This window comes from Acinetobacter sp. 742879, assembly GCF_000588535.1.
In the GTDB taxonomy this organism is placed as follows: Bacteria; Pseudomonadota; Gammaproteobacteria; order Pseudomonadales; family Moraxellaceae; genus Acinetobacter; species Acinetobacter pittii.
This window is the reverse complement of sequence record NZ_JFYC01000002.1, coordinates 178,655-203,715: the sequence shown is the minus strand read 5'-3', so window position 1 is coordinate 203,715 and position 25,061 is coordinate 178,655. Positions and strand designations below refer to the sequence as shown.

The following is a 25,061-nucleotide window of genomic DNA, read 5'->3' as shown; positions in this document are numbered from 1 at the left end:
TGTTCCTACTAACTAATTTTTATCGAGGAAGCCATGCAAGTAACGACTGAAGCGGTTTCGGGCGTTGCCCGTCGTTTAAATGTGTCTGTACCGACGAGCCGTATTAACGAGCAATTTGAAGCTCGTTTGAAGCGCACTGCCAAAACTGTGAAGATCAACGGCTTCCGTCCAGGTAAAGTACCTGAAAACGTTGTTCGTCGCGAATACGGTGCAAGCATTTATCAAGAAGTTGTAAATGACATCATTCGTGATAGCGTTTTTGAAGCAATTCAACAAGAAAAAATCAATGCGGTAGGTATGCCGAACATTGAGAAAGTTGAACATAAAGAAGACGCTTTAGTTTTTGAAGCAACTGTAGAAGTTTATCCAGAAGTTGAAGTAAAAGCATTTGACGGCTTAGAAGTTGAACGTAAATCAGCTGAAATCAAAGACGCTGACGTTGACGCTATGATCGAAAACTTGCAAAAACAACGTCAAACTTGGGCTGTAACCAAGGGTATGGCGAAAAAAGACATGCAAGTGACTTTTGACTTTGAAGGCACTATCGATGGTGAGAAGTTTGAAGGCGGTTCTGCTGAAGACTTTAAACTTGTGTTAGGTTCAGGTCGTATGATCCCTGGCTTCGAAGATGGCATCATTGGCATGAAAGCTGGTGAAGAGAAAGTAATTGATGTTACTTTCCCTGAAGATTACCAAGCTGAAAACTTGGCTGGTAAAGCAGCTCAGTTCAAAATCACTGTGAAGCAAGTTGAAAAATCTAAACTTCCAGAAATTGATGCTGAATTCTTAAAAATCTTCGGTGTAACTGAAGAAGAAGGCGTTGAGAAGTTAAAAGCTGACGTTCGTAAGAATATGGAACGTGAAGTTCGCAATGGTTTACGTAACCAAGTTAAACAAGCTGCTTTTGATGCTCTTGTTGCTGCGAATGAAGTTGAAGTTCCAACTGCAATGGTTGCTCAAGAAATTGACCGTCAACGTCAACAAATGGTTCAACAGTTCACTCAACAATTTGGTGGTGCAGGCGCGCAATCTTTTGACAAGAGCATGCTTCCTGACGAATTGTTCAAAGAACAAGCAGAGCGTTCTGTTAAGCTTGGCGTATTGGTAAGCAAAGTTTTAGCTGATGCTAAACTTGAAGTTGACCAAGCTCGCGTTGATGCTTACATTGACGACATGGCTTCTTCTTACGAAGATCCAACTGAAGTGATCGAATACTTCAAAAATGATGCTCAACAACGTGCTCAAATCGAAGCAGTTGTATTAGAAGATCAAGTTGTTGATCACATCTTAGCTGGTGCTAAAGTGACTGACAAAGCTGTATCTTATGATGACTTATTGAAAGAACAACAAGCTCGCCGTATGGGCTAATCTTTTAAGAAGTCAGAAAAAGGCGCCTGAGGCGCCTTTTTTGTTTTTCTTTATGTGGTCAATTAGAGTGCGGCATTAAGTACTTAGGTATAAATAATATAATATTTCAGTGCGAACCTTTTGCAATTTGAGAAATTATCCCGCATATTGTTGCCATAGGTTAAGTCACAAAAAATTTAGGAATAAATAACGTATGTATGTTCCAACAATTGAAAATGCTTTAGTTCCTGTTGTGGTTGAACAATCTTCTCGCGGCGAACGTTCTTTTGATATTTATTCACGACTTTTACGTGAGCGCGTCATTTTTTTGACAGGTGAAGTTGAAGATAACATGGCAAATCTGATTGTTGCCCAAATGTTGTTTTTAGAAGCTGAAAATCCTGATAAAGATATCCACCTTTATATCAACTCTCCAGGTGGATCTGTGACAGCGGGCATGGCCATTTATGACACGATGCAGTTTATTAAGCCTGATGTCGTGACATATTGTATGGGTCAAGCTGCTTCAATGGGTGCATTCTTATTAAATGCGGGTGCCAAAGGCAAACGCTATTGTTTAGAAAATGCCCGTGTCATGATTCATCAACCATTGGGTGGTTTCCGTGGTCAAGAATCGGATATTGAAATCCATGCGCGTGAAATTCTCTTTATTAAAGAGCGCTTGAACCGCTTAATGGCAGAGCACAGTGGTCAAGACTATGAAACCGTTGCTCGTGATACTGACCGCGATAACTTTATGACAGCCCAAGCTGCTAAAGAATATGGTCTGGTTGATCAGGTGTTAAGTAAGCGTCCATAAGGACCTTCTTATATAAATAACTTGAGATGTTGAAAAACATCTCCATTTAGTTATTTATGCAGTGCATCTTGCCCTAATATTTAAGATTCTATTTGTGGAGTGAATATGTCCGAACATCCTCAAGGACAAAAACATTGTTCATTTTGCGGTAAAACGCAGTCTGAAGTCGGGAAACTGATTGCGGGTGAGGACGCATATATTTGTAATGAATGTGTGGATGTCTGCTTAGACCTTGTACAAACCAGCCAACAGGTTGAAGCAGGTGACTGGGCGAGCAAGGCATTGCCAAAACCACATGAAATACGTGCTGCGCTTGATCAATATGTTATTGGTCAAGATCTTGCCAAAAAGACACTCTCTGTTGCGGTTTATAACCATTATAAACGCTTGAAAGTTGGTCATAATGGCCATGTGTCTAAAGAAGTGGAAATTGCTAAAAGTAACATTCTACTGATTGGACCTACTGGTTCAGGTAAAACTTTACTTGCACAAACATTAGCTCGCCTTTTAGATGTTCCATTTGCGATGGCAGATGCAACAACATTAACCGAAGCTGGTTATGTGGGTGAAGATGTTGAAAATATTGTACAAAAGCTTTTGCAAAAAGCAGACTACGATGTAGAAAAGGCTCAGAAGGGCATTATCTATATTGATGAGATTGATAAGATTACTCGTAAATCTGAAAATCCATCAATTACGCGTGATGTGTCTGGTGAAGGTGTACAACAAGCATTATTAAAAATGATTGAAGGTACAGTTGCTTCGATTCCTCCGCAAGGTGGTCGTAAGCATCCACAGCAAGAGTTTATCCAAATTGACACCTCAAATATCTTATTTATTTGTGGTGGTGCATTTTCTGGTTTGGAAAAAATTGTACAACAGCGTCAAGAGAAAGGCGGTATTGGTTTTACAGCTGACGTTAAAAACAAAGATGAAACCAAAAAGCTTGCTGAATTGTTCCGTCAGGTTGAGCCAACTGACTTAGTGAAATTTGGTTTGATTCCAGAATTCATTGGTCGTTTACCAGTGATTGCGACACTTGAAGAGCTAGACGAAGAAGCTTTAATGCAAATTTTGACTGAGCCAAAAAATGCATTAACACGCCAGTATCAATATCTTTTCACTATGGAAAATGTTGATCTGATCTTTGAAGACTCTGCATTACGTGCTGTTGCTAAAAAAGCGCTTGAACGTAATACGGGTGCGCGTGGTCTACGTTCTATTATGGAAAACGTACTGCTTGAAACTATGTATGATTTACCAAGTCGTACAGATGTTGGAACAGTCATTATTAATGAAGCAGTCATTAATGGTGAAGCAGAACCTGTTTATCAGGCTGAACGCCAACCTAAAGAAGCTGCAACGCATGAAAGTGTTGCTAAGGCAGATTTAAAGGTTATTGATTCGAAGTCTGCATAGATTTCATTCATCTAAAAAGCATGAATCGCGTTAGTGATTCATGCTTTTTTTGTTTTCAATTTATATGGGTAGTGTTAATCTTAAAAATACAAAATACGCATAGTTTTGCGGTGTAAAAAATAAATCAAAAACAAAACGCTTTGAGGGATGCCATGCGTTATTTAATCGTATCTTTGTGCTGTGCAGGACTATTTGTGGGCTGTCAAAGTTCATCTCATTTAGAAAAAAATCCAAGTGAATTGACCGCGACTCTACCTAAAGTTGATGTTGAAAAAGAACCTGGTTTATTAGATCAATATCATTTAGGCGGTTTTACTGTGGGAGGGTGGGTCAACCAAAAATTGGGTCAGACTTTTGCGCCAATCAAACCACAAAATGAACAGGCAGCTGTAGTTTATCTATATCGACCAGACACGAAATGGAATCGTCAGGAAATTGCAGCGATTAATCTCTTTGTAAATGGTAAACGCATTCCAAGTCTATTACATAATCATTATTACTGGATTGAGTTGCCAGCAGGAACGTATCGTCTTTCTGCGAGTCGCCCTTTACTTGGTATCCATTTTCAAGAACCAAAATATATTGATATCACTGTTGAGGCGGGAACGTCTTATTATTTGAAATATGATGAAGAAAATAAAATGGACCGAAGTGAACATACTGGTCCATTTATGTTAATGCAAGACAATATTGGACGTAGAGAGATAGCATTTACCGAGTTGAAATCTTCTAGCTATAATTTTGTGGCTGAAGATGCTTCAGGAAAGATCCGTCATAAACCACAAGAATTAAAGCCAGCCAAATATGATGAAAAATCAGATGTACATCTGATTAAGCCATTTAAATTATGGAATCCTTTAACTTGGTAATGAGCTGCAAAAGATAAAGAAAAGTTTAAGACTTTTCTTTATCTTTCATCAACGGTGCAAGAATTTTAAGCATCTCTTCTTGCATATGATCTCGTGCTTTAGGGTCATTAAATGTTTGCTGTCCCAACTCCATCATATATTCTGAAATTTGCCCCATAATCTGTACGTTCTTGCGCGTAATTGATTGGCCTTCTGGAGTTTTTAAAAATTTCAGATTAGCCTGAATTTCCTCTTCAGTATAAGTCTTAAGATAAATATCCTGTAAGGCTTGAGCTGTTTTGGGGTTGCTAATCAGCTGATTGCTCGAATCTTTTAGGAGAGAACCTAACTTCTTCGCGGCCTCTTTTTCTTTTGGACCTAAAGTTTTGATACCCGTGATATTACTAACGATCTGTTCTGCCTGTTGATCATAGTAAGGTGTTAATTCATTAATTGATTCTTTAAGCAGGTAATCAATTTGGCTCATTTGCATGAGTTCTTTAACTGAACTTAATTTGGCAGGAGAGGCAAATAAGCTTGTGGTAATACAGCTTAGGCAAAGGCTGATTGAGAGGTTTTTAAGAATAGGGCGAATAGTCATGAAATGACCTATATTCAATATTTGGCGAGAGGGTGCTTTCATTAATAGCACAGATTGACGAAGTAATTGTTACAATTCTTTTCAGATTTTAAAATAAAAAAAGAATGTATAAAAAAAGCACCGAATTCGGTGCTTTTCTTGATTAGCCAGCTGCTGCATCGACTACTGGAATTTTTCCAATTTTCGCTTGCCAGATTTTTGGAGCTACTGCGTGAATTGAAGTACCGTTTACATCAACTGCAACAGAAACAGGCATATCTTCAACTACGAATTTGTAGATGGCTTCCATACCTAAGTCTGCAAATGCAACAACTTCAGCTTCACGAACAGCTTTAGATACGAGGTAAGCCGCACCACCAACTGCCATTAAGTAAGTTGCTTTGTTGTCTTTGATTGCTTCAATTGCTGTAGGACCACGGTCAGCTTTACCGATCATACCGAATAGGCCAGTATGTTCTAATACTTTACGGGTGAATTTATCCATACGTGTTGCAGTTGTAGGGCCAGCAGGACCAACGACTTCATCACCCACTGGATCAACAGGGCCAACGTAGTAAATAAACTTACCTTTAAGATCAACTGGTAATTCTTCACCATTGTCGATCATTTCAACCATACGTTTGTGCGCAGCATCACGACCTGTGTACATTGTTCCGCTAAGAAGTAAGGTATCACCTGGTTTCCAAGAATCCATTTCTTCTTGAGTAATGGTATCAAGGTTTACGCGTTTAGATTGTGAAGAGTCCCAAGTTACAGATGGGTAGTCTTCAAGTTTTGGTGCTTGAATATGAGCTACACCTGTACCATCAAGCTGGAAGTGAGCATGACGAGTAGCAGCACAGTTAGGAATCATACCTACTGGTTTACCAGCAGCGTGACATGGGTAATCTTTAATCTTAATATCAAGAACAGTCGTTAAACCGCCAAGACCTTGAGCACCAATACCAAGTGCATTTACTTTTTCAAAGATTTCGATACGAAGTTCTTCGATTTTGTTCTCTGGTCCACGGCGAAGTAATTCGTCCATGTTGATTTCTTCCATGAGTGCTTCTTTAGCAAGCATCATGGCTTTTTCAGCAGTACCACCAATACCAATACCGAGCATACCTGGAGGACACCAGCCTGCACCCATAGTTGGAACAGTTTTAAGTACCCAATCAACAATCGAGTCAGATGGGTTAAGCATCGCAAGTTTAGATTTGTTTTCTGAACCGCCACCTTTAGCAGCAACAGTAATATCTACTTTGTTACCCGGAACGAGTTTGTAGTGAATTACAGCAGGGGTATTATCTTTTGTATTTTTACGACCAAATGCAGGGTCAGCAAGTACAGAAGCACGAAGAACGTTGCTGTTTTCAAGGTAACCTTGGCGAACACCTTCATTTACTGCATCGTCTAAGCTCATTGTTAAGTCAAATTTAACATCTAAGCCCACTTCAAGGAAAACGTTAACAATACCAGTATCTTGGCAAATTGGACGATGACCTTCCGCACACATGCGAGAGTTAATTAGAATCTGTGCTATTGCATCCTTTGCGGCTTTGTTTTCTTCGCGATCATAAGCACGGCTCATCGCTTGGATAAAGTCTTGCGGGGGATAGTACGAAATAAACTGTAGGGCGTCCTTGATCGATGTAATCAAGTCATCTTGTTTGATAATCGTTGTCATACCAAAAAATCTCTTGAGCGGGCTGTTAGCTAGCGGGCTAAATTATATGACAAAAAGACAGCGTTGTGGGAGATTGGTTAATCTTTTGACCGAAAGTCGCATAAGAAGATATTGATGTGATTTAAAATAGACAGATCGGAAAATTAATTATTTTTGAATGACTAAAATAAAAAAAGCCATTTGAGCGGATATCAAATGGCGAGAGGTAGTAAAGGTGAATTTATTAATTATTTGGCAGCGGCTTGCTGCTCTGCCTGAATTGCCGTTAACGCAATGGTAAAGACGATGTCATCTACCAATGCTCCACGAGACAAGTCATTAACAGGCTTGTTTAGGCCTTGCAGCATTGGTCCAACGCTCACAACATTTGCAGCACGCTGTACTGCTTTATATGTCGTATTACCTGTATTTAAGTCTGGGAAAATAAATACATTGGCACGGCCAGCAACGCGTGAGTCTGGTGCCTTTTGACGTCCCACACTTTCAACTGAAGCTGCGTCGTATTGAAGTGGACCATCAATCAGTAAATCAGGACGACGCTGCTGAGCAATTTGTGTTGCTTGCTGTACTTTTTCAACATCAGCACCTGTTCCCGAAGTACCAGTTGAGTAACTGATCATGGCAATACGCGGGTCAATTCCAAAAGCTTTCGCTGAATCAGCAGACTGAATTGCAATTTCAGCAAGTTGTTCTGCTGTCGGGTCTGGATTAATCGCACAGTCGCCATATACATAAACTTCATCTGGTAAAAGCATAAAGAATATAGATGAAACTAGTGAATATTCAGGTGCTGTTTTGATGAGCTGGAATGCTGGGCGGACCGTATTTGCTGTGGTGTGTACCGCACCTGAAACTAAACCGTCGACTTGATCTAAGGCTAACATCATGGTGCCAAGCACTACGGTATCTTGAAGCTGTTCTTTCGCTTGCAGCTCGTTGAGTTTGCCTTTACGTAGCTCAACCATTGGTACAACGTATTGATCACGAATACTATCAGGGTCGACAATTGCCAATTCGGCCGGTAATTCAATACCACGTGCTTTTGCAACATCGTGCACAGCATCTGGTTTAGCTAACAAAATACAGTCAGCAATACCACGTGCCTGACAAATTGCCGCAGCTTGAATGGTGCGCGGTTCATCACCTTCAGGTAGCACAATCCGTTTTTTCGCTGCAATTGATTTTTGCACCAATTCATGACGGAAAGCCGATGGCGACAGGCGAGGAGTAGTGGCATTATTGCTATGCTGTTTAAGCCATTCAACATCAATATGACTTGAAACAAATCGAGTCACTTGCTCAGCTCGTTCGGTATCATCTGTTGGAATTTCATTGCCAAAATTAGATAAACGCTGAGCAGTTTCAAGTGTGTTTAAACGGGTATGTAAAATCGGTAACCCTTGTTTAATTGCACTTTGACAAAAGTCTAAAAGCTCTGGTGCTGGCGCTTCTCTTTCGGTAAGAACTAAACCTGCAAGAGGAATACCATTGCTGGTTGCCAAACTACTTGCAAGTAAAACGTCGGTACGCTCAGATGCGCTAATAATTAATTCGCCTGCAATGAATTTATTCAGTTCATATTCAATGCTTGAAGCAATTAAACTCGAATGCAAAATACGACGTGTTTTAGCTTCACCTTGATGTATCCATTGCCCATCAATGACATTTGCAATATCAAGTGTTCTTGGTACGCTTAACGTGTTGCTAAATGGAACCAGCCCAATAATCGGTAAATCACTAGAACCAAAATAACGATTATATTTTTGCAGTTCAGTCGTAAATTTTGCGATTTCTTCAGTCGGTCGTAACGATGGATCAAACGCAACAGGAATTTGAGCTGTTTCTTCGGTTAATCCACGGGTACGCATAAACAGTACACCAGCAGTACGATTTGATGTTGCTCCACCAAACTGGCGTAAATGAGCATCTACTTTTTCTGCGGCTTTTTTCGGGTTTTGAATATCTGCTGTACTAACTAATACAACTTCTGCATCAAGCGCTTGTGCAAGACTTGCGTTGAGCTCACTGGCGAAGTGGTCTTGTCCGTTAGGTAATAAGCCTTCCACAATAATGACATCGTGGTCTGCTGCAACACTACGATGAAGGCTAACCGCTTCTTCAAGTAATTCATCTACTTCCCCAGCGGCAATAAGCTGAGTTAATTTTTCATGCGAAATAGATTGAACGGTTTTACTTTGAAATAAATGACCGAATAATGAAGTGGTTCGGTCAAGATGCTCTTGGTCTTCTTGAGAAAATGGTTTTAAAAAGCCTGCTTTAATGCCGTTGCAATCAAGAGCGTAAATCATACCTAAGCAGGCAGAGGTTAAGCCAACCCCTTCACCTGTAGGAATCAATAAAATTGTATTCATATAAACCTATAAATAAACGAATATCGAGTTTTCGCTAAGCTCTAATTAAGCAAGGCTTGCTACGGATGCTGTATTTTCTGCCGCTTCAACAACTTGACGAGTTTCTTTGGCAATACGGCCTTCTTCATCTGTAGGAATGACCCAAATTTGAGGTCCTGTTCCGTTGTCGATTCGGCCTTCAGTGCCACGTTTTAGGTTGTTGTTTTGATCTTTATCAAGCTGCAAACCAAAATGAGGTAAATACGCTAAGGTTTTTTCACGAATATAAGCTGAGTTTTCGCCAATACCACCCGTGAAGATTAGACCGTCTAAAGTTGGTAAACCACAGCTTAATGCAGCAAGTGATTTTGCAAGGCGATAGCTAAAGACTTCAATTGCAAGACAAGCATCTTCATTGCCATTTTCGGCTGCTTCAATCACTGTACGCATGTCGTTAGACAGTTGAGATAAGCCTAGTAAACCACTTTCATTATTTAAAACTTTATCAATTTTTGCTAAATCCCAACCGAGGTTTTTCGCAAGGAAGCTATGTAAGCTTGGGTCGACGTCACCACTACGCGTTCCCATCACTACGCCTTCAAGTGGAGTGAGACCCATAGAAGTATCAACACTTTGTCCATTCCATACTGCGCAAGTTGAACTGCCGTTTCCTAAGTGGGCTGTTAACCATCCACCTTTTTTCAGGCTACCTGCCAGCTCACTCGCTTTATCAGACACATACGCATGGCTTGTACCATGGAAGCCATAACGGCGGACGTTGTGGTCAGTATATAAAAATTTAGGAATTGCATAACGGTATGCATGCGGTGGCATGGTTTGATGGAATGCAGTGTCGAATACGGCAACTTGCGGTAATTCAGGAAATAGACGTACGGTTGCGTCAATACCAATTAAATGTGCTGGGTTATGAAGTGGAGCTAAAGGTGTCGCAGCACGAATACGTTCAATAATTTCAGGAGTGAGTAATTCTGCTTTGGTTAAACTGCCACCGTGTACAACACGATGTCCGATTGCTTGCGGTTTGTAGTTGGCAAGACGTGCAAGTAAAGTTTCTAAAGCTTTGGCATGGTCAGCATAAGGGATTGAGAGTTCAAGTGGTTCACCACCTACTGTAATTCCCTTAATACGAGCATCAGCTGCCCCCAAGTTTTCTGCTAAACCGTAAATACGATCTTCACGACGCTCTGAAACCAGTGCGTATTTAATAGATGAAGAGCCGCAATTGATAACTAATACTGATGTAGCCACGTTGAAATACCCAAGTCCTGATTTAAAATAGTTTTCCTAACTTCCTGTTCAACATGTATTATTTTTCGATACAGATTGAACGGGTTGTCATGTTTTAACATGTGTTGTTTTTCTGTCCAAGATAGACTTTAGCCCATTAGACTTAAGCACTATCGACCATCAAATTATTTGTAACTAATATTTGTCCAGTATAAAGCTTAACCACTGTATTCCTTGTTTTTTTATACGTGTAGAAACGAGTTTTTTGTATATATTTATGAAAGGTAAATTTCTATTTAATGTATTTTTCAAATAATTTTGTATAAATTTTTAAAGAAAAAAGAAGTGCTGTTATTTTAATCAAACTAGAGGGGAGTATTACAAATAATATACGTAAATGAAATTAAATTTTAATCGTTTATATATAGGTTAAAATATATAAGTCATAAACATTTTTAATATAAAACTTAGTATAAAAAAGCCAGTATTAATACATTTATAAGAATATTTTATTGCTTTGATATTATGAGAATTTTCTCGTAGTTATTAGAAGCTAATATACCAGTAAATATAGTCAAAAATAAAACCAGCTTCTTGTTTAAAACTTAAACATAATTTGTATTTAATATCCATGCTCGGGTATTACCGTAAAATTGACTAGGGCTTGCATGTCGCTTTTTGCCTTAATAATATTGTTCCTTCCCCTTATCAAATGATGATGAAATATATCATTTGGTCTATTTTTATGTTCCGGCTTATCCGGTTGTACAGGAGCGTCCAGCATGGACTTGCCGAATCCAGTATTGGCAAAAGTGACCGAGCGTGTAATCGCACGTAGTCAAAAAACTCGTTCTGCATATTTACAACGTATTGAACATGCACAAGGCAAATTTCCTGCTCGTGGAGCACTTTCATGTGCCAATCTGGCTCATGGTTTTGCCAGTATGGACGATAATGAAAAATTAATTATTAAAGTAGGCCGTGAACCAAATATTGGCATCGTATCTTCATATAACGAAATGCTGTCGGCTCACGCACCATATAAAACATTTCCAGATTTAATTAAAAATGCCGCTCGCGAAAATGGGGGAGTAGCACAATTTGCAGGTGGTGTTCCTGCGATGTGTGACGGTATTACCCAAGGTAATGCTGGCATGGAACTGTCATTGTTTTCTCGTGAAACCATTGCGATGAGTACAGCGATTGCATTGTCTCATAACATGTTTGACGCAGCTTTATGTCTTGGTGTTTGTGACAAGATCGTGCCGGGCTTGCTCATTGGTGCTTTGCAGTTTGGCTATTTACCTACTATTTTTGTGCCAGCTGGCCCAATGACCAGTGGTCTATCTAACGATGAGAAAGCCAAAATTCGTCAGCAATTTGCAACGGGTCAGGTTGGCCGAGATGCTTTGCTAGAAGCTGAGTCAGCTGCTTATCATGGGCAAGGGACTTGTACTTTTTACGGTACAGCCAACAGTAACCAGATGCTGATGGAAGTTATGGGCTTACATTTGCCAAGTGCCGCATTTGTTCATCCTCATACACCATTACGTGATGCACTCACCGCAGAAGCAGCGATTCGTGTACTTGATTTAACAGTTGAGCGTGGAAACTACACGCCGATTGGTCATGTGGTCGATGAAAAAGCAATTATAAACGGTATTGTGGCTTTACTCGCGACTGGTGGTTCAACCAACCATACTTTGCATTTGATTGCGATTGCTCGTGCCGCTGGCATCTTGATTGATTGGGATGACTTTGATGAGTTATCTGCTGTTGTTCCTTTGCTCGCAAAAATCTATCCAAATGGTAAGGCCGATGTAAACCATTTCCAAGCTGCGGGTGGGGTAGCTTTCCTCATTCGTAACTTACTTGAAGCTGGCTTGTTGCATAACGACGTAACGACTGTGGCTGGGAAAGGGTTACAGCACTACACCAAAGAACCAAAACTGATTGACGGTAAGCTCACTTGGGTTGACGGTGTGGTTCAAAGCCTCGATGACAAAGTTTTACGAAGTATTGATGCGCCGTTTCAACCAGATGGTGGCTTGCGCTTAATGCAAGGTCGCCTTGGCCGTGGTGTGATCAAGATTTCTGCTGTTGCGCCAGAACACCGTAAAGTTAAAGCTCCGGCAATTGTGTTTGATTCTCAAGAAGCAGTGCAAGCTGCATTTGATCGTGGTGAATTACATCGAGACTTTATTGCAGTTGTTCGTTTCCAAGGTGCGCGTGCTAATGGTATGCCTGAATTGCATCGTTTAACGCCTGTGTTGGGTGTTTTACAAGATCAAGGTTTCCACGTTGCTTTAGTCACTGATGGGCGTATGTCTGGTGCTTCAGGTAAAGTTCCTGCAGTGATTCATTTATCTCCAGAGGCCTTACTAAATGGGCCGATTGCTAAAGTGCAAACAGGCGATATGTTAATCATTGATGCTGAGGCTGGCGGACTCGATGTTGAAATAGATGACGATGTATGGCAGTCACGCCCTGTTGCACAGCCAGAACATCAGGCAGAAAACGAAGTTGGCTTTGGCCGTGAATTATTTGGTGTTTTCCGTGCTGCTGCTGCGCCAGCTGAACATGGAGCATCTGTATTTGGTGCATTGGTTGGTGAAAATTCACCAGAGCAGATTTGAATCAAAGGAACTGAAAAATAATGATTAAAATTGAAGATATCGTCAAATTAGGCCCAGTCATTCCTGTATTGGCATTTGATTCTGCCGAGCAAGGTGAAGAGGTATCACGTGCTTTACATGCGGGTGGTGTGAAAGTTCTTGAGATTACGTTACGTACCGCTGCAGGTCTTGCTGCTATTGAGCGTGCTAGCCAGTTGGCCGATGACATTGTGGTGGGTGTAGGTACGATTACCAAACCAGAACACTGTGCGCAAGCCAAAAAAGCAGGTGCTCAATTTGGTGTATCTCCTGGTTTAACTAAAGATTTGCATTTGGCTGCGCAAGATGCTGGCTTACCTCTATTGCCGGGTGTAATGACACCAAGTGACCTGATTCAAGCGATTGAATTGGGTTATGACATTGTGAAGTTCTTTCCAGCTCAACAGGCAGGTGGTGTTGAGATGCTAAAAGCATTTTATGGTCCATTTCCAAACCTACGTTTTTGCCCTACAGGTGGAATTACTGCAGAGTCAGCACCAGACTTCTTAAAGCAACCTAACGTGGTTTGTGTAGGTGGTTCATGGTTAACACCTAAAGCTACTGTAGCTGCCCAAGACTGGGCTGAAATTACTCGCTTGGCACAAATTGCGAGTCAGTTGAGAGCACTGTAGATGTAGTCGATATTTATAAAAAATGAAGTGCATTTTATGTGCTTTAAAGGCTGTATTGATGTGACCAGTTTTTGCTGGTCACACCTAAATATAAAAATTTAATGTCTTAACAGTAGGAATTACTGTGGTTGAAGACCCTTGTTTAGGCAGTGTGCCTAAATAATTATTCCAAGGAGAAGTGTCCCATGGAGACGGTTCAGGGTGGCATGTTACTGATCTACACTGTAATCGCGATTATTGCTTTAGTGGTCATGATCGCGAAGTTTAGAATTTATCCATTTTTAGTTCTCATTATTGTTTCACTCGGTTTAGCCTTGGCTGTTGGCATGCCAATGGGTGATATTGTTAAGTCATATGAAGCCGGTACAGGTAAAACCTTAGGTCACCTCGCGATTGTAATCGCACTAGGAACGATGCTCGGTAAAATGATGGCTGAGTCTGGTGGCGCAGAGCGAATAGCAATTACTTTAATTAAGTGGTTTGGTGAGAAAAATATTCACTGGGCCATGATGTTTATTGCCCTTATTGTTGGTCTTCCCGTATTTTTCGAAGTAGGTTTCGTTCTACTCATTCCAATTGCATTCAATATCGCAAAAAGAACAGGTAAATCCTTACTGGTTGTGGGTTTGCCAATGGTTGCAGGTTTGTCAGTTGTGCATGGCTTAATTCCACCACATCCAGCAGCACTGTTGGCAGTACAGGCTTACCATGCTGATATTGGTAAAACGATTGCTTATAGTCTGATAGTGGGTGTGCCAACGGCAATTGTTGCTGGACCACTGTATGCACTGTGGATCAACAAATACGTCAAATTGCCTGAGAATAACCCGTTAGCGAAGCAGTTTATTGAAGCAGATACCAATAGAACTCGTGAGCTACCAAGCTTTGGGATTACCTTATTCACAATTATGCTGCCTGTAGTATTAATGTTGGTTGGTAGCTGGGCTGATCTATTCTTTGCACCACAGACTTTCGCAAATGATTTGCTACGTTTCATTGGTACTTCTGATATCGCATTACTCATTGCCGTGCTGGTCAGCTTTATTACCTTTGGTACGATGCAGGGTTTTAACCGTGAACAAATTGAAAAATTCTGCGGTGGGTGTTTAGCTTCTATTGCTGGGATTATGTTGATTGTAGGTGCTGGTGGTGGTTTTGGCGGTATTTTGCGTGACACTGGTATTTCTAATGAGATTGTTTCTACAGCGTTGAAGGCAAACCTGTCGCCGTTATTGTTGGGTTGGTTTGTTGCAGCATTAATTCGTTTGGCAACAGGATCGGCAACGGTGGCTATGGCTACAGCGTGTAGTATTGTCGCTCCAATTGCAGCTACGGCGGGTGTTGCAGTTAGGCCCGAGCTTTTGGTACTTGCCACAGGTTCCGGTTCATTAGTTTTCTCACATGTAAATGACGCAGGATTCTGGTTAATCAAAGAATATTTCGGTATGACAGTAGGGCAGACACTCAAAACTTGGTCAGTATTAGAAACGATCATTTCAGTGTTGGGTTTATCTTTCACGCTACTGCTTAGCACTATTTTATAATTAAAGGTGAGTAATCCATGATTGTGATTGCAATGGGTGTCTGTGGAACAGGTAAAACGCTGATTGGTGAGTTGTTATCAGAGCGTTTGGCTTGTGAGTTCCTTGATGGTGATACGCTTCATTCAGCTGCAAATAAAAGTAAGATGAGTCAAGGTATTCCTTTAACTGATGAAGACCGCTTGCCATGGTTACAAGCAATTCGTCAGGTCATTGAAACCAAACAAAGAGATGGTGAAACGGCTGTATTTACATGCTCCTCTTTAAAGCGGATGTATCGCGATATTTTAAGAGGGCAGGACCAGAATGTTAAGTTTGTATACCTAAAAGGTTCTTATGAGCTATTACAGCAAAGACTTGCAGAAAGATCTGGTCATTTTTTTGATCCAGCATTGTTACAAACCCAGCTAGATACATTAGAGGAACCTGATGTGAATGAAGCAATTGCTATTGATATTGCTCTCACACCAGAACAGATCATTGAACAAGTTATCCAGAAGCTAGGGGTAACTGATAGTGTGTGTCGGGGGTAAATTCATCTAAAAAATATCGAAACTATCAATGCTTTAAGAATTCACCTTGTGGTCTACGGTTCAAGCAAGGTGAGTACTGATAATAATAGTGATATTGACCCGAATAAAACCTGATTACAGTGGAGAGTTCGGGAATATATAAAAGACATACGAATAATAAGGTATTAAGAAGAATGAATCAGTTAAATAATCTACAGCTTAAATTCCCAGTAGTGGACAGTATTCCTGAAAGTGTGCGTCTGCCTTCCCAAATTCATCAGCGTGTCTCATTAGTGGATGGTGAATTGAAGCTATGGGCTGGTGCAACCAAGAAAACATTATCTCCGATCTGGATTCAGCAGCCTGACGGTAGCCTACAGCAAGTTGAACTTGGTAGTTATCCAGTCATGGGTGAAAAAGAAAGCGATGAAGCATTAGAAGCAGCGGTGCGGGCTTATAACAATGGTCGTGGCGAATGGCCAATGATGAAGGTGAGTGAGCGTATTGCATGTATGCAAAAATTTATTCAGCGCATGGTAGAGCAACGAGATCTGATTATTAAGCTGATCATGTGGGAAATTGGCAAAAGCTTGGCAGATTCAGAGAAAGAGTTTGACCGTACGATTACCTACATGCGTCAAACGATTGATGCCCTGAAAGATTTGGATAATGCCAACTCCCGCTTTGTAATTGCTGAAGGTACGATTGGTCAAATCCGTCGAACTCCACTAGGTGTCGTGTTGTGTATGGGACCATATAACTACCCGCTGAACGAAACCTTCGCAACCCTAATCCCCGCTATGCTGATGGGTAATACCATTATTTTTAAACCACCTCAATTTGGGACCTTGTTGTTTGAACCATTACTAGAAGCGTTCCGTGACTCATTTCCAAAAGGTGTGATCAATACCATTTATGCACCAGGCTCTCTAGTGGTACCCCATCTATTAGCATCTGGGCAAATTAATGTACTGGCACTGATTGGCTCTAGTAAAGTGGCTGATCACTTGAAGAAACAACATCCTAAATCTCACCGTCTGCGTGCGATTCTGGGATTGGATGCAAAGAATGCAGCTATCATTTTGCCAGATGCTGATTTGGGCTTGACAGTGAAAGAGTGTCTGTTGGGAGCATTGTCATTCAATGGTCAGCGTTGTACAGCTTTAAAAATGCTGATGGTGCACCGTTCGATAGCCGATGAATTTGTTAACCGTTTAACGACTGAGCTGGCTAAACTGAGAGTAGGTATGCCGTGGGAAAAAGGTGTCTCTATTACGCCGCTACCAGGCATGCACCGTACAGCCTACATGACTGAAGTGATTGAAGATGCTGTGGCAAAAGGAGCAAAAGTAGTTAATCCGGAAGGTGGTGAATTCTGCAAAACCATGTTCTATCCAGCTGTAGTTTATCCAGTGACTGAGGGGATGAGACTGTATCGCGAAGAACAGTTTGGTCCAGTGGTGCCAGTTGCTGTTTATGATGATATTGAAACTGTCTTGGATTATGTTACTACTTCTGATCATGGTCAGCAGGTGAGTATTTTTGGTAGTGACCCTGAGCAAATTGGTCATTTAGTTGATCCGCTGGTCCATCAGGTTTGTCGTGTAAACATCAATTGTCAATGTCAGCGTGGTCCTGATGTATTCCCGTTCGGTGGTCGTAAAGATTCCGCGGAAGGTACATTGTCTGTACATGATGCTCTTCGTGCATTCTCTATCCGTTCTATGATTGCTGCTAAACAGACAGATGATAGCAAAGGCATGTTGGCCTCTATGGTATCTGAGCACTACTCTAAATTTGTGAATACTGACTTTATTTTCTAATTAATAACTTGAATAATAAAAAACGCCTGATATTGATCAGGCGTTTTTGTTTGAACAAATAAATTAATTATTGACGAATTTGACCGTCACCTAACACAATCCATTTTTGAGAAGTTAAGCCTTCTAAGCCAACAGGACCGCGGGCATGGATTTTATCTGTAGAGATACCAATTTCTGCGCCTAAGCCATATTCAAAACCATCAGCAAAACGAGTTGATGCATTAATCACGACTGAACTTGAATCTACCCGAGCCAAGAACTGACGAGCCAAAGTATAGTTTTCAGTCACAATGGCATCAGTGTGATGTGAACCATATTTGTTGATATGGTCAATTGCTTCATCAATACCGCTAACCACTTTAACAGCAAGAATTGGCCCTAAATATTCGGTATACCAATCTTCTTCTGTTGCAGGTTTTACAGAGGCACCCAAAATACGGCGTGTTTCTGGGCAGCCACGTAATTCAACTTGTTTTTCAGTATACAGTTCGGCAATGCGTGGTAAGAAAACGTCTGCAATTTTTTCATCAACAAGCAGTGTTTCCATCGCATTACAAACACCGTAACGATGTGTTTTTGCATTTAATGTAATTGGTAAAGCTTTTTGCAAGTCGGCCTGTGCTTCAACAAATACATGGCAGTTACCATCAAGATGTTTAATGACAGGAATACGAGCTTCATTGGTTACGCGCTCAATTAAGCTTTTACCACCACGTGGAACGATTACATCTACATATTCAGCCATTGTAATGAGGTGACCAACAGCTGCACGGTCAGAAGTTTCAATGACTTGTACTGAATGCTCAGGTAAACCGGCAACTTTTAAACCATGCTTAATTGCTTCTGCGATTGCTTTATTTGACTCGAGTGCTTCTGAACCACCGCGTAAAATAATGGCATTGCCTGATTTAATCGCTAAAGATGCAGCTTCAAGTGTTACGTTTGGACGTGATTCGTAAATCATACCAACGACACCTAAAGGTACACGCATTTTTCCAATTTGAATGCCTGTGGGGCGATATGCAAGATCAGTAATTTCCCCAATTGGATCGACAAGCGCGATCACATCTTTTAAACCTTGCAACATCCCTTTAAAGCGTGCGGGCGTAAGCTCAAGACGATCAAGTAAGGCACTGTCGAGCTGGTTGCTACGACCTTTATCCATGTCGATTTGATTCGCCGCCAAGATTGCTTCTTGATTATTTTCCAAAGCAGTATAAATAGCAGAGAGTGCATGATTTTTTAGTGAGGTAGAAGCACTTGTTAAGACGCGTGAGGCCTCGCGTGCTTGTTGCCCAACTTTTTGCATATATTGTTCAATTGAATCTTGCATAGCATTTTTTAATCATTTACCAATGAGTAAGATAGTAGCAGTCAAATGCGGAACAATGAATGGCTTTTTTTGAAAAATGTGACCGCCATAAAAAAACATTTAAATATTTTGCAAACTATTAGCGACTTAAACAAGATGAGCGGTCATTTCAGCGATTGCGTATATTTCAGACAATTGTTTAGAATGTTATTGTGCAATACAAACTAATACAAATTTTAAAGTTTTGTGCATAAAAGATTACGTGTTCAAGAAGGAACTCTTGCAGCATAAAAAAATTACAGCAAGGAGGAAGCAAGGATATGAATTCCATTATTCAAATGGATTCGGAGATCAACCAAGCTTATGCCGGTTTTGGCTTTTTCGATATCTACCATAGAGATAGTTTTAAACAACCTGCTCGTACAACATGGATTGACGGTTGGAAAATTGAATATATGGCAATTGCCGATCCTAAAACGATTCACAAAACACCGATTGTGATTGTTGGTGGTGCTTTCCAGAATTTTAATTCTTATAAATATTGTGTTGAACAATTGTTTGAAAGTGGTCCGGTTATTTTAATTGATTTACCTTCGATGGGTGCAAATCAGCAAATTACCAATCGCGATACAGGAGTATCTGCGGGTACTTTAGAACTTCCTGATTTATCTGAAATGTTAGGACGTTGGTTAGATATCGTTGGAATACAAAAAGTTTCTGTAATGGGAATGTCTTTAGGTTCCGTGATTGCCTCTTGTTTTGCCTATCAGCGCCCTGACCTGATGGATCGTATGATCTTGATGGGAGTTATGCAAAAGACTCGAAAAAGTTGGCGAATGATTTTGGGAGAATCCCTCAAACTCATGCAAGAAAACCGTATGGAAGAGTTTGGGCAAGCTGTTATTTTGTATTTGGTGAATCATGCAAAATTAGATAAAACTCGTATGTCGCCAACCGCTAAAAAGTTATTTTTTAGACAAATGGCCGAGTTTACGGGGACTGAGCGAGAACGTTATGAAATTAACTGTAATCGCCTTTTACGGTTAACAGATGTACCTATTCCAGAGTGCAAAACGCTAGTAGCAGCAGGGCAGTACGACAGTTTTACTTTGCCTCATGAAAATGCCAATTTTGCGTTGCAATGTCCTGATATGGAATTCGCACTTATTGCAAACGCTGATCATGTACCGCAGCTCCAGCGTCGTAAAGAAACCATGAGTTTGTTCACTTCATTCTTGAAGGGTGAATCTATCCAAAATCTGGATGGGATTATTCCTATGACACGTGAACAAATGCAAAACATGGAGCGCCGTGGTGAAGAGCGAGTTCCAGTTTTGCAACCGAACACTCAACTGAGCCACCGTGAATGTAAAACAGAAGTGCCAGTGATGATTGTTGACGTGACTTTCTTTGGGATGTATTTAAAAATGGATGATGTTTCGCAGCTTGATTTTGTGAATGATCATCCACGTGATTTGGCACTTCATTTAGAAGATGAAGAAGGTCGTTTTGCAATTGAGTGTTTAATCTTTGAAGCTACTGAACAAGGAATACGTGCTTTATTTAAACATGGTAGTTTTGAGCTTGCTGATCGGTTAAGCCGTTTTATTGCTCGTCAAAAACAAGCAGCTTAATAATATAGTTATAGATGGAAGCTCGTTTATGTCGAGCTTCCATTTTTTATATTTATTATTTTATTTGAGCGTGAATAATCCAAACTAAGTCGCCTAAATGCTCTTCATGGTTATCTTGAGAAACTTGCCCAAAGAATATTTGTGGCTGTTCAATAGTAATCTGCTCAAACTCTGTATCTTTAAAAAAGTCTTTAACTTCTTGTGGACTTTTGAAATGAAAACTAAATGAACTGCGAGACATTAATTTCAATAACTTACTGCTATTCCAGATGATGCTGGCAAGTTTGTTTTTAACTGGTTCAGGGTAGAGATCCGTTAAATAATGAAAATTTTTAAAAGAAGCGCCATAGTGTGCAATCGATTGAATCAGCTGTTTTAATAAATCTTTATCAAAATAGTTAATCAAGCCTTCGCTGATTACAACCAATGGGCGGTTAGGGTCAAATACTTCAAATGCTTGTTCAAAAGCTTCTGTAAATAAATCAACTGATAAGATTTTAGGTGCATTTTTTTCAATTTGCTGTAACGCATTTTGTTTGATTTGTGCCATATCGGGTAAATCAAGCTCCCGATAGGTAATAGAAGGGTAATGCTGTCTAAACCACCAACCGCGTGGAGACAGGCCACATGCTATTTCTAGAACTTGTAAATCAGGACTTTCTTGAATGAGTTGTTCTAAATGATGGTCAAGCATGGTGTGGCGTTGTTTGAGCGTAGTGCGCATACTACCGCCCACATATTTCTCTGCCCATGATTCTATTGGATGAACCAAATAAGCCAGTGATTTGCCTTTGGTTGTGGCAAGTGCTTCATGAGAGATCCCCATTTGATACCAGATATAACCCGTATAGTGGGCTGTAAAAGAGATGTGGCGGTGTTTTGAAAGTTGTTGTGTCATTCGTCCTGAACTCGATTTATTGTTTTTGTGTGATCTTCATTATTTATAAAAATGAAGAATTTTTACTGCATTGATGTTGAATGAACCTGCATGACGGAGTCCTGTCAATTAGGTTAGCATTTTGGGATGAACTTTCAGTTGGAGTTACTTTTCTTTCGGGAAAAGTAACCAAAACCATTGTCATACGCAAAACCTGTTCACTTTCTGAATCTATCAAATATATTGAAGCAATCAATATCCTTCAGCAGATGAGCAGGTTGCGTATGACTTAACCGCGTATCAGATAGTGAATAGGTTTTTGTAGCCAATTAAAATTTTTACTAACTTAAATCGAATTTTTAAACTCTTCAATGGCTGTTTTGACAGTTTGCCACTCATTTCCAAGCGATAAAGTTTCACTAATCTGAATTTGTGGAATTTGGCCGCGCATGCGTTCTAAACGCTCTTGGTTTGGTAGTTCTAAGTTTGTAATACCTTCAAGTGCTGTACAGGCTGCACTTCGGTCATTACACACCAGCCCCATGTCACCCCCAGCCGCTAGAGCAGCCTGAATACGTGCATCTGCACCACCTGCTACACATGCAGCCTGCATGCTTAAGTCATCAGAGAAAAGTACACCATCAAACTTCAAACGCTTGCGTAGAACTTCTTGAATCCAGAAAGGTGAAAAACCTGCTGGATTTGGATCAACTTGATCATAAATCACATGTGCAGGCATGAGTGCATCTAGCTGAGGCATAAGCTTAATGAAGCTTTGCATATCGTGGTTGTAAATTTCGTCATAGCTACGGCTGTCGATTGCGGCCGCAACATGAGAATCTGCTTTCACGGAGCCGTGACCAGGGAAGTGCTTGCCCGTATTTGCCATTCCAGCTTTTTTCATACCTTGCATAAATGCGCCTGCAAGTGGGGCAATATCTTCAATATTTTTAGAGAAGCCACGGTCGCCAATCACGTCACTAATTGCATTAAGATCTAAAACTGGTGCAAAACTAAAATCGATGCCGACTGCAAGGACTTCTGTTGCCATTAACCAACCGCACTGTTCAGCCAGCTCAAGTGCTTTTTGAGGTTGAGTTAAATACAACTCTCCGAAACGGGCCATGGCTGGTAATAGAGTGAAACCTGATCTTAGGCGCTGAACTCGACCACCTTCTTGGTCAACAGCAATCAAAATATCTGGACGAATTTGACGCATATGGTCCGTTAATGCGCGGACTTGTTGTGGAGATTCAATATTTCGTGCAAATAAAATCATGCCACCGACTTGCGGAGCGCGTAATAGTTCAATATCTTCTTGAGTAAGTTCTGTGCCGGCGATGTCCAGCATCAATGCGCCAATCATATTGGTTCCATTTGAATTTTGATTGAAAAACAATAAGCGAATTTTGCAATGTTTTGCTACATTTTGTCAGTACAGAATATGATAAAACTACACGGTATAAACAATTTAGTTGGTTAAGATTTTGAATCTGCTTAGTTCATATCGAAAACAGAGCGTGTAAGATAGGAACACCCAAGGAAGTATTAAAAATTTATGAAACTTCAAACTATAGCTTGTGCAGTAGCGATCGCGACTGGCGGTTTATTCTTCTCTCATACGATGAATGAAGCGAGAGCGGCAACCAATACTGCTGCGGTTTCTCAATCAATCCAGCCAACGCAAGAACAGGCTTTGGTGGCTCGCCAACTGGCAACTTTAGTTGATCGTCAACATTATTTAAATATGCGTTTGGATGCGACCACATCAAATCGTATTCTAGATATGTATTTAGATAGTCTTGATCCAGATCACTCATTATTTCTAGATTCTGAAGTTCAAAATTATAAAAAACTATATGGTTCAAATTTTGGTGCTTCATTAAAAGCGGGGAATTTAACTGGACCGTTTGCAATTCATCAGCAATATCGTGAACGCTTAAAACAATTTTATGAGTTCATGTTAGCTGAGTTAAAACAACAGCAAAATTTAAAGCAGCCGAATAGTTATATTGAAGTTGATCGTGAAAAAGCACCGTATTTTAAAACGACTGCTGAGCAACAAAATCATTGGCGCAAAATGTTGGTTTCACAGTTAATTAATTTAACGATTAGCCGTGAAGAAGAGCAGGCGAAACAAAAAGCGCTTAAAGAAAATCCTTCACTTGCTGATGGTCAAGACTTAACTGGCCCAGAAGATTTAACGCCAGCTCAAACGTTAACTAAACGTTATACGCGTCAGCTTGAAAGAATTAGTCGTGTGAAAAGCGATGACGTCTTGGACAAAACATTAAATGCAATGTTGGCTACCTATGATCCACATAGTAACTATTACCCGCCAATTGATGCGATCGAACTTAATCGCCAAACTACCTTGCAACTAGAAGGTATTGGGGTGTCGATTCGTCCAGAACGTGGCAACGAAGATTACACCAAGATTGAAACCATTGTAGAAGGTGGTCCTGCAAGTAAGTCTGGTCAAGTGAAATCAGGAGATCGAATCATTGGTGTCGCCCAAGAAGGCGAAAAAATGGTTGATGTGATTGGCTGGACAAGTTCTGAAATTGTTGGGCTTATTCGTGGTAAGCGCGGAACAAAAGTCACATTAAAACTTCTTGGCGCTGGCGCATCAATGAGTCAGGCACGTAACGTGACATTGGTACGTGATGTTATTCAAGAGGAAGATGCTGGTGTTCGTTCGCGCACAGTTGAAGTGACACGTGATGGCAAAAAGCATGTGTTGGGCGTAATTGAAATTCCATCATTCTATTTTGACTATCGTTCACGTCGTGCAGGTCAACAATACCGTTCAGTTTCTGAAGATACTGCAAATGCTTTTGAAGCGCTAAAAGCGAAGAAAGTAGAAGGTATTATTATTGACTTACGTAATGACCCGGGTGGCTCATTAGAAGAAGTTGCACGTATGTTGGGGCAGGTGATTAAGTCTGGTCCGGTGGTACAAATTCGTGATGGTAATGGCAACGTAAGTGTTTTTGAAGATAATGATGGCGGCCAGCAAATCTATACAGGCCCACTCGCGGTATTGGTGAACTTGGCATCTGCATCGGCAAGTGAGATTTACTCTGCTGCAATTCAAGATTATGAGCGCGGTATTATTATTGGTAGTACAACAACTGGTAAGGGTACAGCTCAGGTACAACTTGATACTCTGGCATATGGTCAAGCGACTTTAACTCAGCGTAAGTTCTATCGTATTACTGGTGGTAGTACACAAAATAAAGGTGTAGTGCCAGACATTAAACTCGTCGATATCTATAACGAAGAGTTTGGTGAGCGTAAATCGAAAAATGCGTTGAAGTGGGACACAATTCCTACTGCACCATTTAAGCGCGAAGGTTCTGTTCAGCCATATGTTACGAAGTTGTCTCAATTCTCTGAACAACGTGTTGGCAATGATGCTCAGTTTAAATATCTAAATAAACGTACTGCGATTGCTAAGGTAACAAGTGAGCAAAAACAAGTTGTACTTGATATTGATAAGCGCCGTGCTGAATTACTTGGTTTAGAGAAACAAACTTTAGATGCAGAGAATGAACGCCGTGCTGCAACGGGTCAAAAGCCTTTTGCAAACTGGGAAAGCTATCAAGCTTCATTAGATGCTCTAGCTGAATCTCGCGCTAAAATGAAAGCATCGCAACGTCCAGCGTTACCAGAAGAGGAAACTTTTGTGACTGAAGCTGCTAATGTACTCATGGATTATGCAAAATTGCAAAATCGCTAAGAGTTACTAGAATTTAAGAAAAAGCATGCTG

General features: G+C 40.6%; 19 protein-coding genes. 11 read left to right on the top strand and 8 right to left on the bottom strand.

The genetic code is table 11. The features are described from left to right. The first annotated feature begins 33 nt into the window (after window positions 1–33). The 4 genes from tig to J690_RS08730 all read left to right on the top strand — a co-directional run bounded on the left by tig (window position 34) and on the right by J690_RS08730 (window position 4,455). Window positions 34–1,368, top strand: a complete 1,335-nt coding sequence (gene tig / locus J690_RS08745) for a trigger factor (protein ID WP_002114878.1) — start codon at window positions 34–36, stop codon at window positions 1,366–1,368. 193 nt (window positions 1,369–1,561) lie between these two features. Then, the gene (clpP, locus tag J690_RS08740; RefSeq protein WP_031968652.1) at window positions 1,562–2,167 is read left to right on the top strand and encodes an ATP-dependent Clp endopeptidase proteolytic subunit ClpP; all 606 of its coding nucleotides are present in this window, start codon (window positions 1,562–1,564) and stop codon (window positions 2,165–2,167) included. A gap of 105 nt (window positions 2,168–2,272) precedes the next feature. Next, complete coding sequence (gene clpX / locus J690_RS08735) at window positions 2,273–3,586, top strand: ATP-dependent Clp protease ATP-binding subunit ClpX (RefSeq protein WP_002114726.1); 1,314 nt, start codon at window positions 2,273–2,275, stop codon at window positions 3,584–3,586. Between the two features lie 152 nt (window positions 3,587–3,738). Then, window positions 3,739–4,455, top strand: coding sequence for a DUF2846 domain-containing protein (locus tag J690_RS08730; RefSeq protein ID WP_002115030.1), 717 nt, complete (start codon window positions 3,739–3,741; stop codon window positions 4,453–4,455). Window positions 4,456–4,480: 25 nt separating this feature from the next. On the opposite strand, the gene J690_RS08725 is transcribed toward J690_RS08730, so the two are convergent. The 5 genes from J690_RS08725 to J690_RS23735 all read right to left on the bottom strand — a co-directional run bounded on the left by J690_RS08725 (window position 4,481) and on the right by J690_RS23735 (window position 10,425). Then, entirely contained in the window at window positions 4,481–5,035 is a 555-nt protein-coding gene (locus J690_RS08725) for a DUF2059 domain-containing protein (RefSeq protein ID WP_002114716.1), read from the bottom strand. A gap of 142 nt (window positions 5,036–5,177) precedes the next feature. Further along, entirely contained in the window at window positions 5,178–6,704 is a 1,527-nt protein-coding gene (locus tag J690_RS08720) for a fumarate hydratase (protein ID WP_032035364.1), read from the bottom strand. 227 nt (window positions 6,705–6,931) lie between these two features. Then, entirely contained in the window at window positions 6,932–9,076 is a 2,145-nt protein-coding gene (gene pta / locus J690_RS08715) for a phosphate acetyltransferase (RefSeq protein ID WP_032035363.1), read from the bottom strand. 45 nt (window positions 9,077–9,121) lie between these two features. Continuing rightward, a complete protein-coding gene (locus J690_RS08710; protein ID WP_032035362.1) occupies window positions 9,122–10,324 on the bottom strand; it encodes an acetate/propionate family kinase in 1,203 nt (400 codons plus the stop codon). Then, on the bottom strand, window positions 10,306–10,425 hold the full coding sequence (locus J690_RS23735) for a hypothetical protein (RefSeq protein ID WP_005804223.1): 120 nt from the start codon (window positions 10,423–10,425) through the stop codon (window positions 10,306–10,308). Before J690_RS23735 ends, J690_RS08710 begins: the two co-directional genes overlap by 19 nt. Before the next feature lie 660 nt (window positions 10,426–11,085). On the opposite strand from J690_RS23735, the gene edd reads away from it, so the two are divergent. The 5 genes from edd to J690_RS08685 all read left to right on the top strand — a co-directional run bounded on the left by edd (window position 11,086) and on the right by J690_RS08685 (window position 17,465). Beyond that, window positions 11,086–12,939 (top strand): phosphogluconate dehydratase, encoded by a 1,854-nt coding sequence (edd, locus tag J690_RS08705; RefSeq protein WP_032035361.1) that lies wholly within the window; start codon window positions 11,086–11,088, stop codon window positions 12,937–12,939. Window positions 12,940–12,959: 20 nt separating this feature from the next. After that, on the top strand, window positions 12,960–13,589 hold the full coding sequence (gene eda, locus J690_RS08700; protein ID WP_032035360.1) for a bifunctional 4-hydroxy-2-oxoglutarate aldolase/2-dehydro-3-deoxy-phosphogluconate aldolase: 630 nt from the start codon (window positions 12,960–12,962) through the stop codon (window positions 13,587–13,589). A 185-nt stretch (window positions 13,590–13,774) separates the two neighbouring features. Next, window positions 13,775–15,133: a GntT/GntP/DsdX family permease gene (locus tag J690_RS08695; protein WP_002115035.1), complete on the top strand. Its 1,359-nt coding sequence runs from the start codon at window positions 13,775–13,777 to the stop codon at window positions 15,131–15,133. Window positions 15,134–15,150: 17 nt separating this feature from the next. Beyond that, window positions 15,151–15,663: a gluconokinase gene (locus J690_RS08690; protein ID WP_009390752.1), complete on the top strand. Its 513-nt coding sequence runs from the start codon at window positions 15,151–15,153 to the stop codon at window positions 15,661–15,663. A 173-nt stretch (window positions 15,664–15,836) separates the two neighbouring features. After that, on the top strand, window positions 15,837–17,465 hold the full coding sequence (locus tag J690_RS08685; RefSeq protein ID WP_032035359.1) for an NADP-dependent glyceraldehyde-3-phosphate dehydrogenase: 1,629 nt from the start codon (window positions 15,837–15,839) through the stop codon (window positions 17,463–17,465). Window positions 17,466–17,532: 67 nt separating this feature from the next. On the opposite strand, the gene J690_RS08680 is transcribed toward J690_RS08685, so the two are convergent. After that, window positions 17,533–18,798 carry a glutamate-5-semialdehyde dehydrogenase gene (locus tag J690_RS08680; RefSeq protein ID WP_032035358.1) on the bottom strand — a complete coding sequence of 422 codons (1,266 nt, stop codon included), beginning with the start codon at window positions 18,796–18,798 and terminating at the stop codon, window positions 17,533–17,535. A 299-nt stretch (window positions 18,799–19,097) separates the two neighbouring features. On the opposite strand from J690_RS08680, the gene J690_RS08675 reads away from it, so the two are divergent. Continuing rightward, entirely contained in the window at window positions 19,098–20,411 is a 1,314-nt protein-coding gene (locus J690_RS08675; protein ID WP_032035357.1) for an alpha/beta fold hydrolase, read from the top strand. A gap of 55 nt (window positions 20,412–20,466) precedes the next feature. Here the strand turns inward: J690_RS08675 and J690_RS08670 are convergent, their stop codons facing one another. Further along, window positions 20,467–21,309: a class I SAM-dependent methyltransferase gene (locus tag J690_RS08670; RefSeq protein ID WP_032035356.1), complete on the bottom strand. Its 843-nt coding sequence runs from the start codon at window positions 21,307–21,309 to the stop codon at window positions 20,467–20,469. 325 nt (window positions 21,310–21,634) lie between these two features. Continuing rightward, window positions 21,635–22,654: a beta-N-acetylhexosaminidase gene (nagZ, locus tag J690_RS08665; RefSeq protein ID WP_032035355.1), complete on the bottom strand. Its 1,020-nt coding sequence runs from the start codon at window positions 22,652–22,654 to the stop codon at window positions 21,635–21,637. Between the two features lie 192 nt (window positions 22,655–22,846). Here nagZ and J690_RS08660 point away from each other — a divergent pair, with 192 nt between their 5' ends. Further along, window positions 22,847–25,030 carry a carboxy terminal-processing peptidase gene (locus tag J690_RS08660; RefSeq protein WP_002114787.1) on the top strand — a complete coding sequence of 728 codons (2,184 nt, stop codon included), beginning with the start codon at window positions 22,847–22,849 and terminating at the stop codon, window positions 25,028–25,030. Window positions 25,031–25,061: the final 31 nt, after the last annotated feature.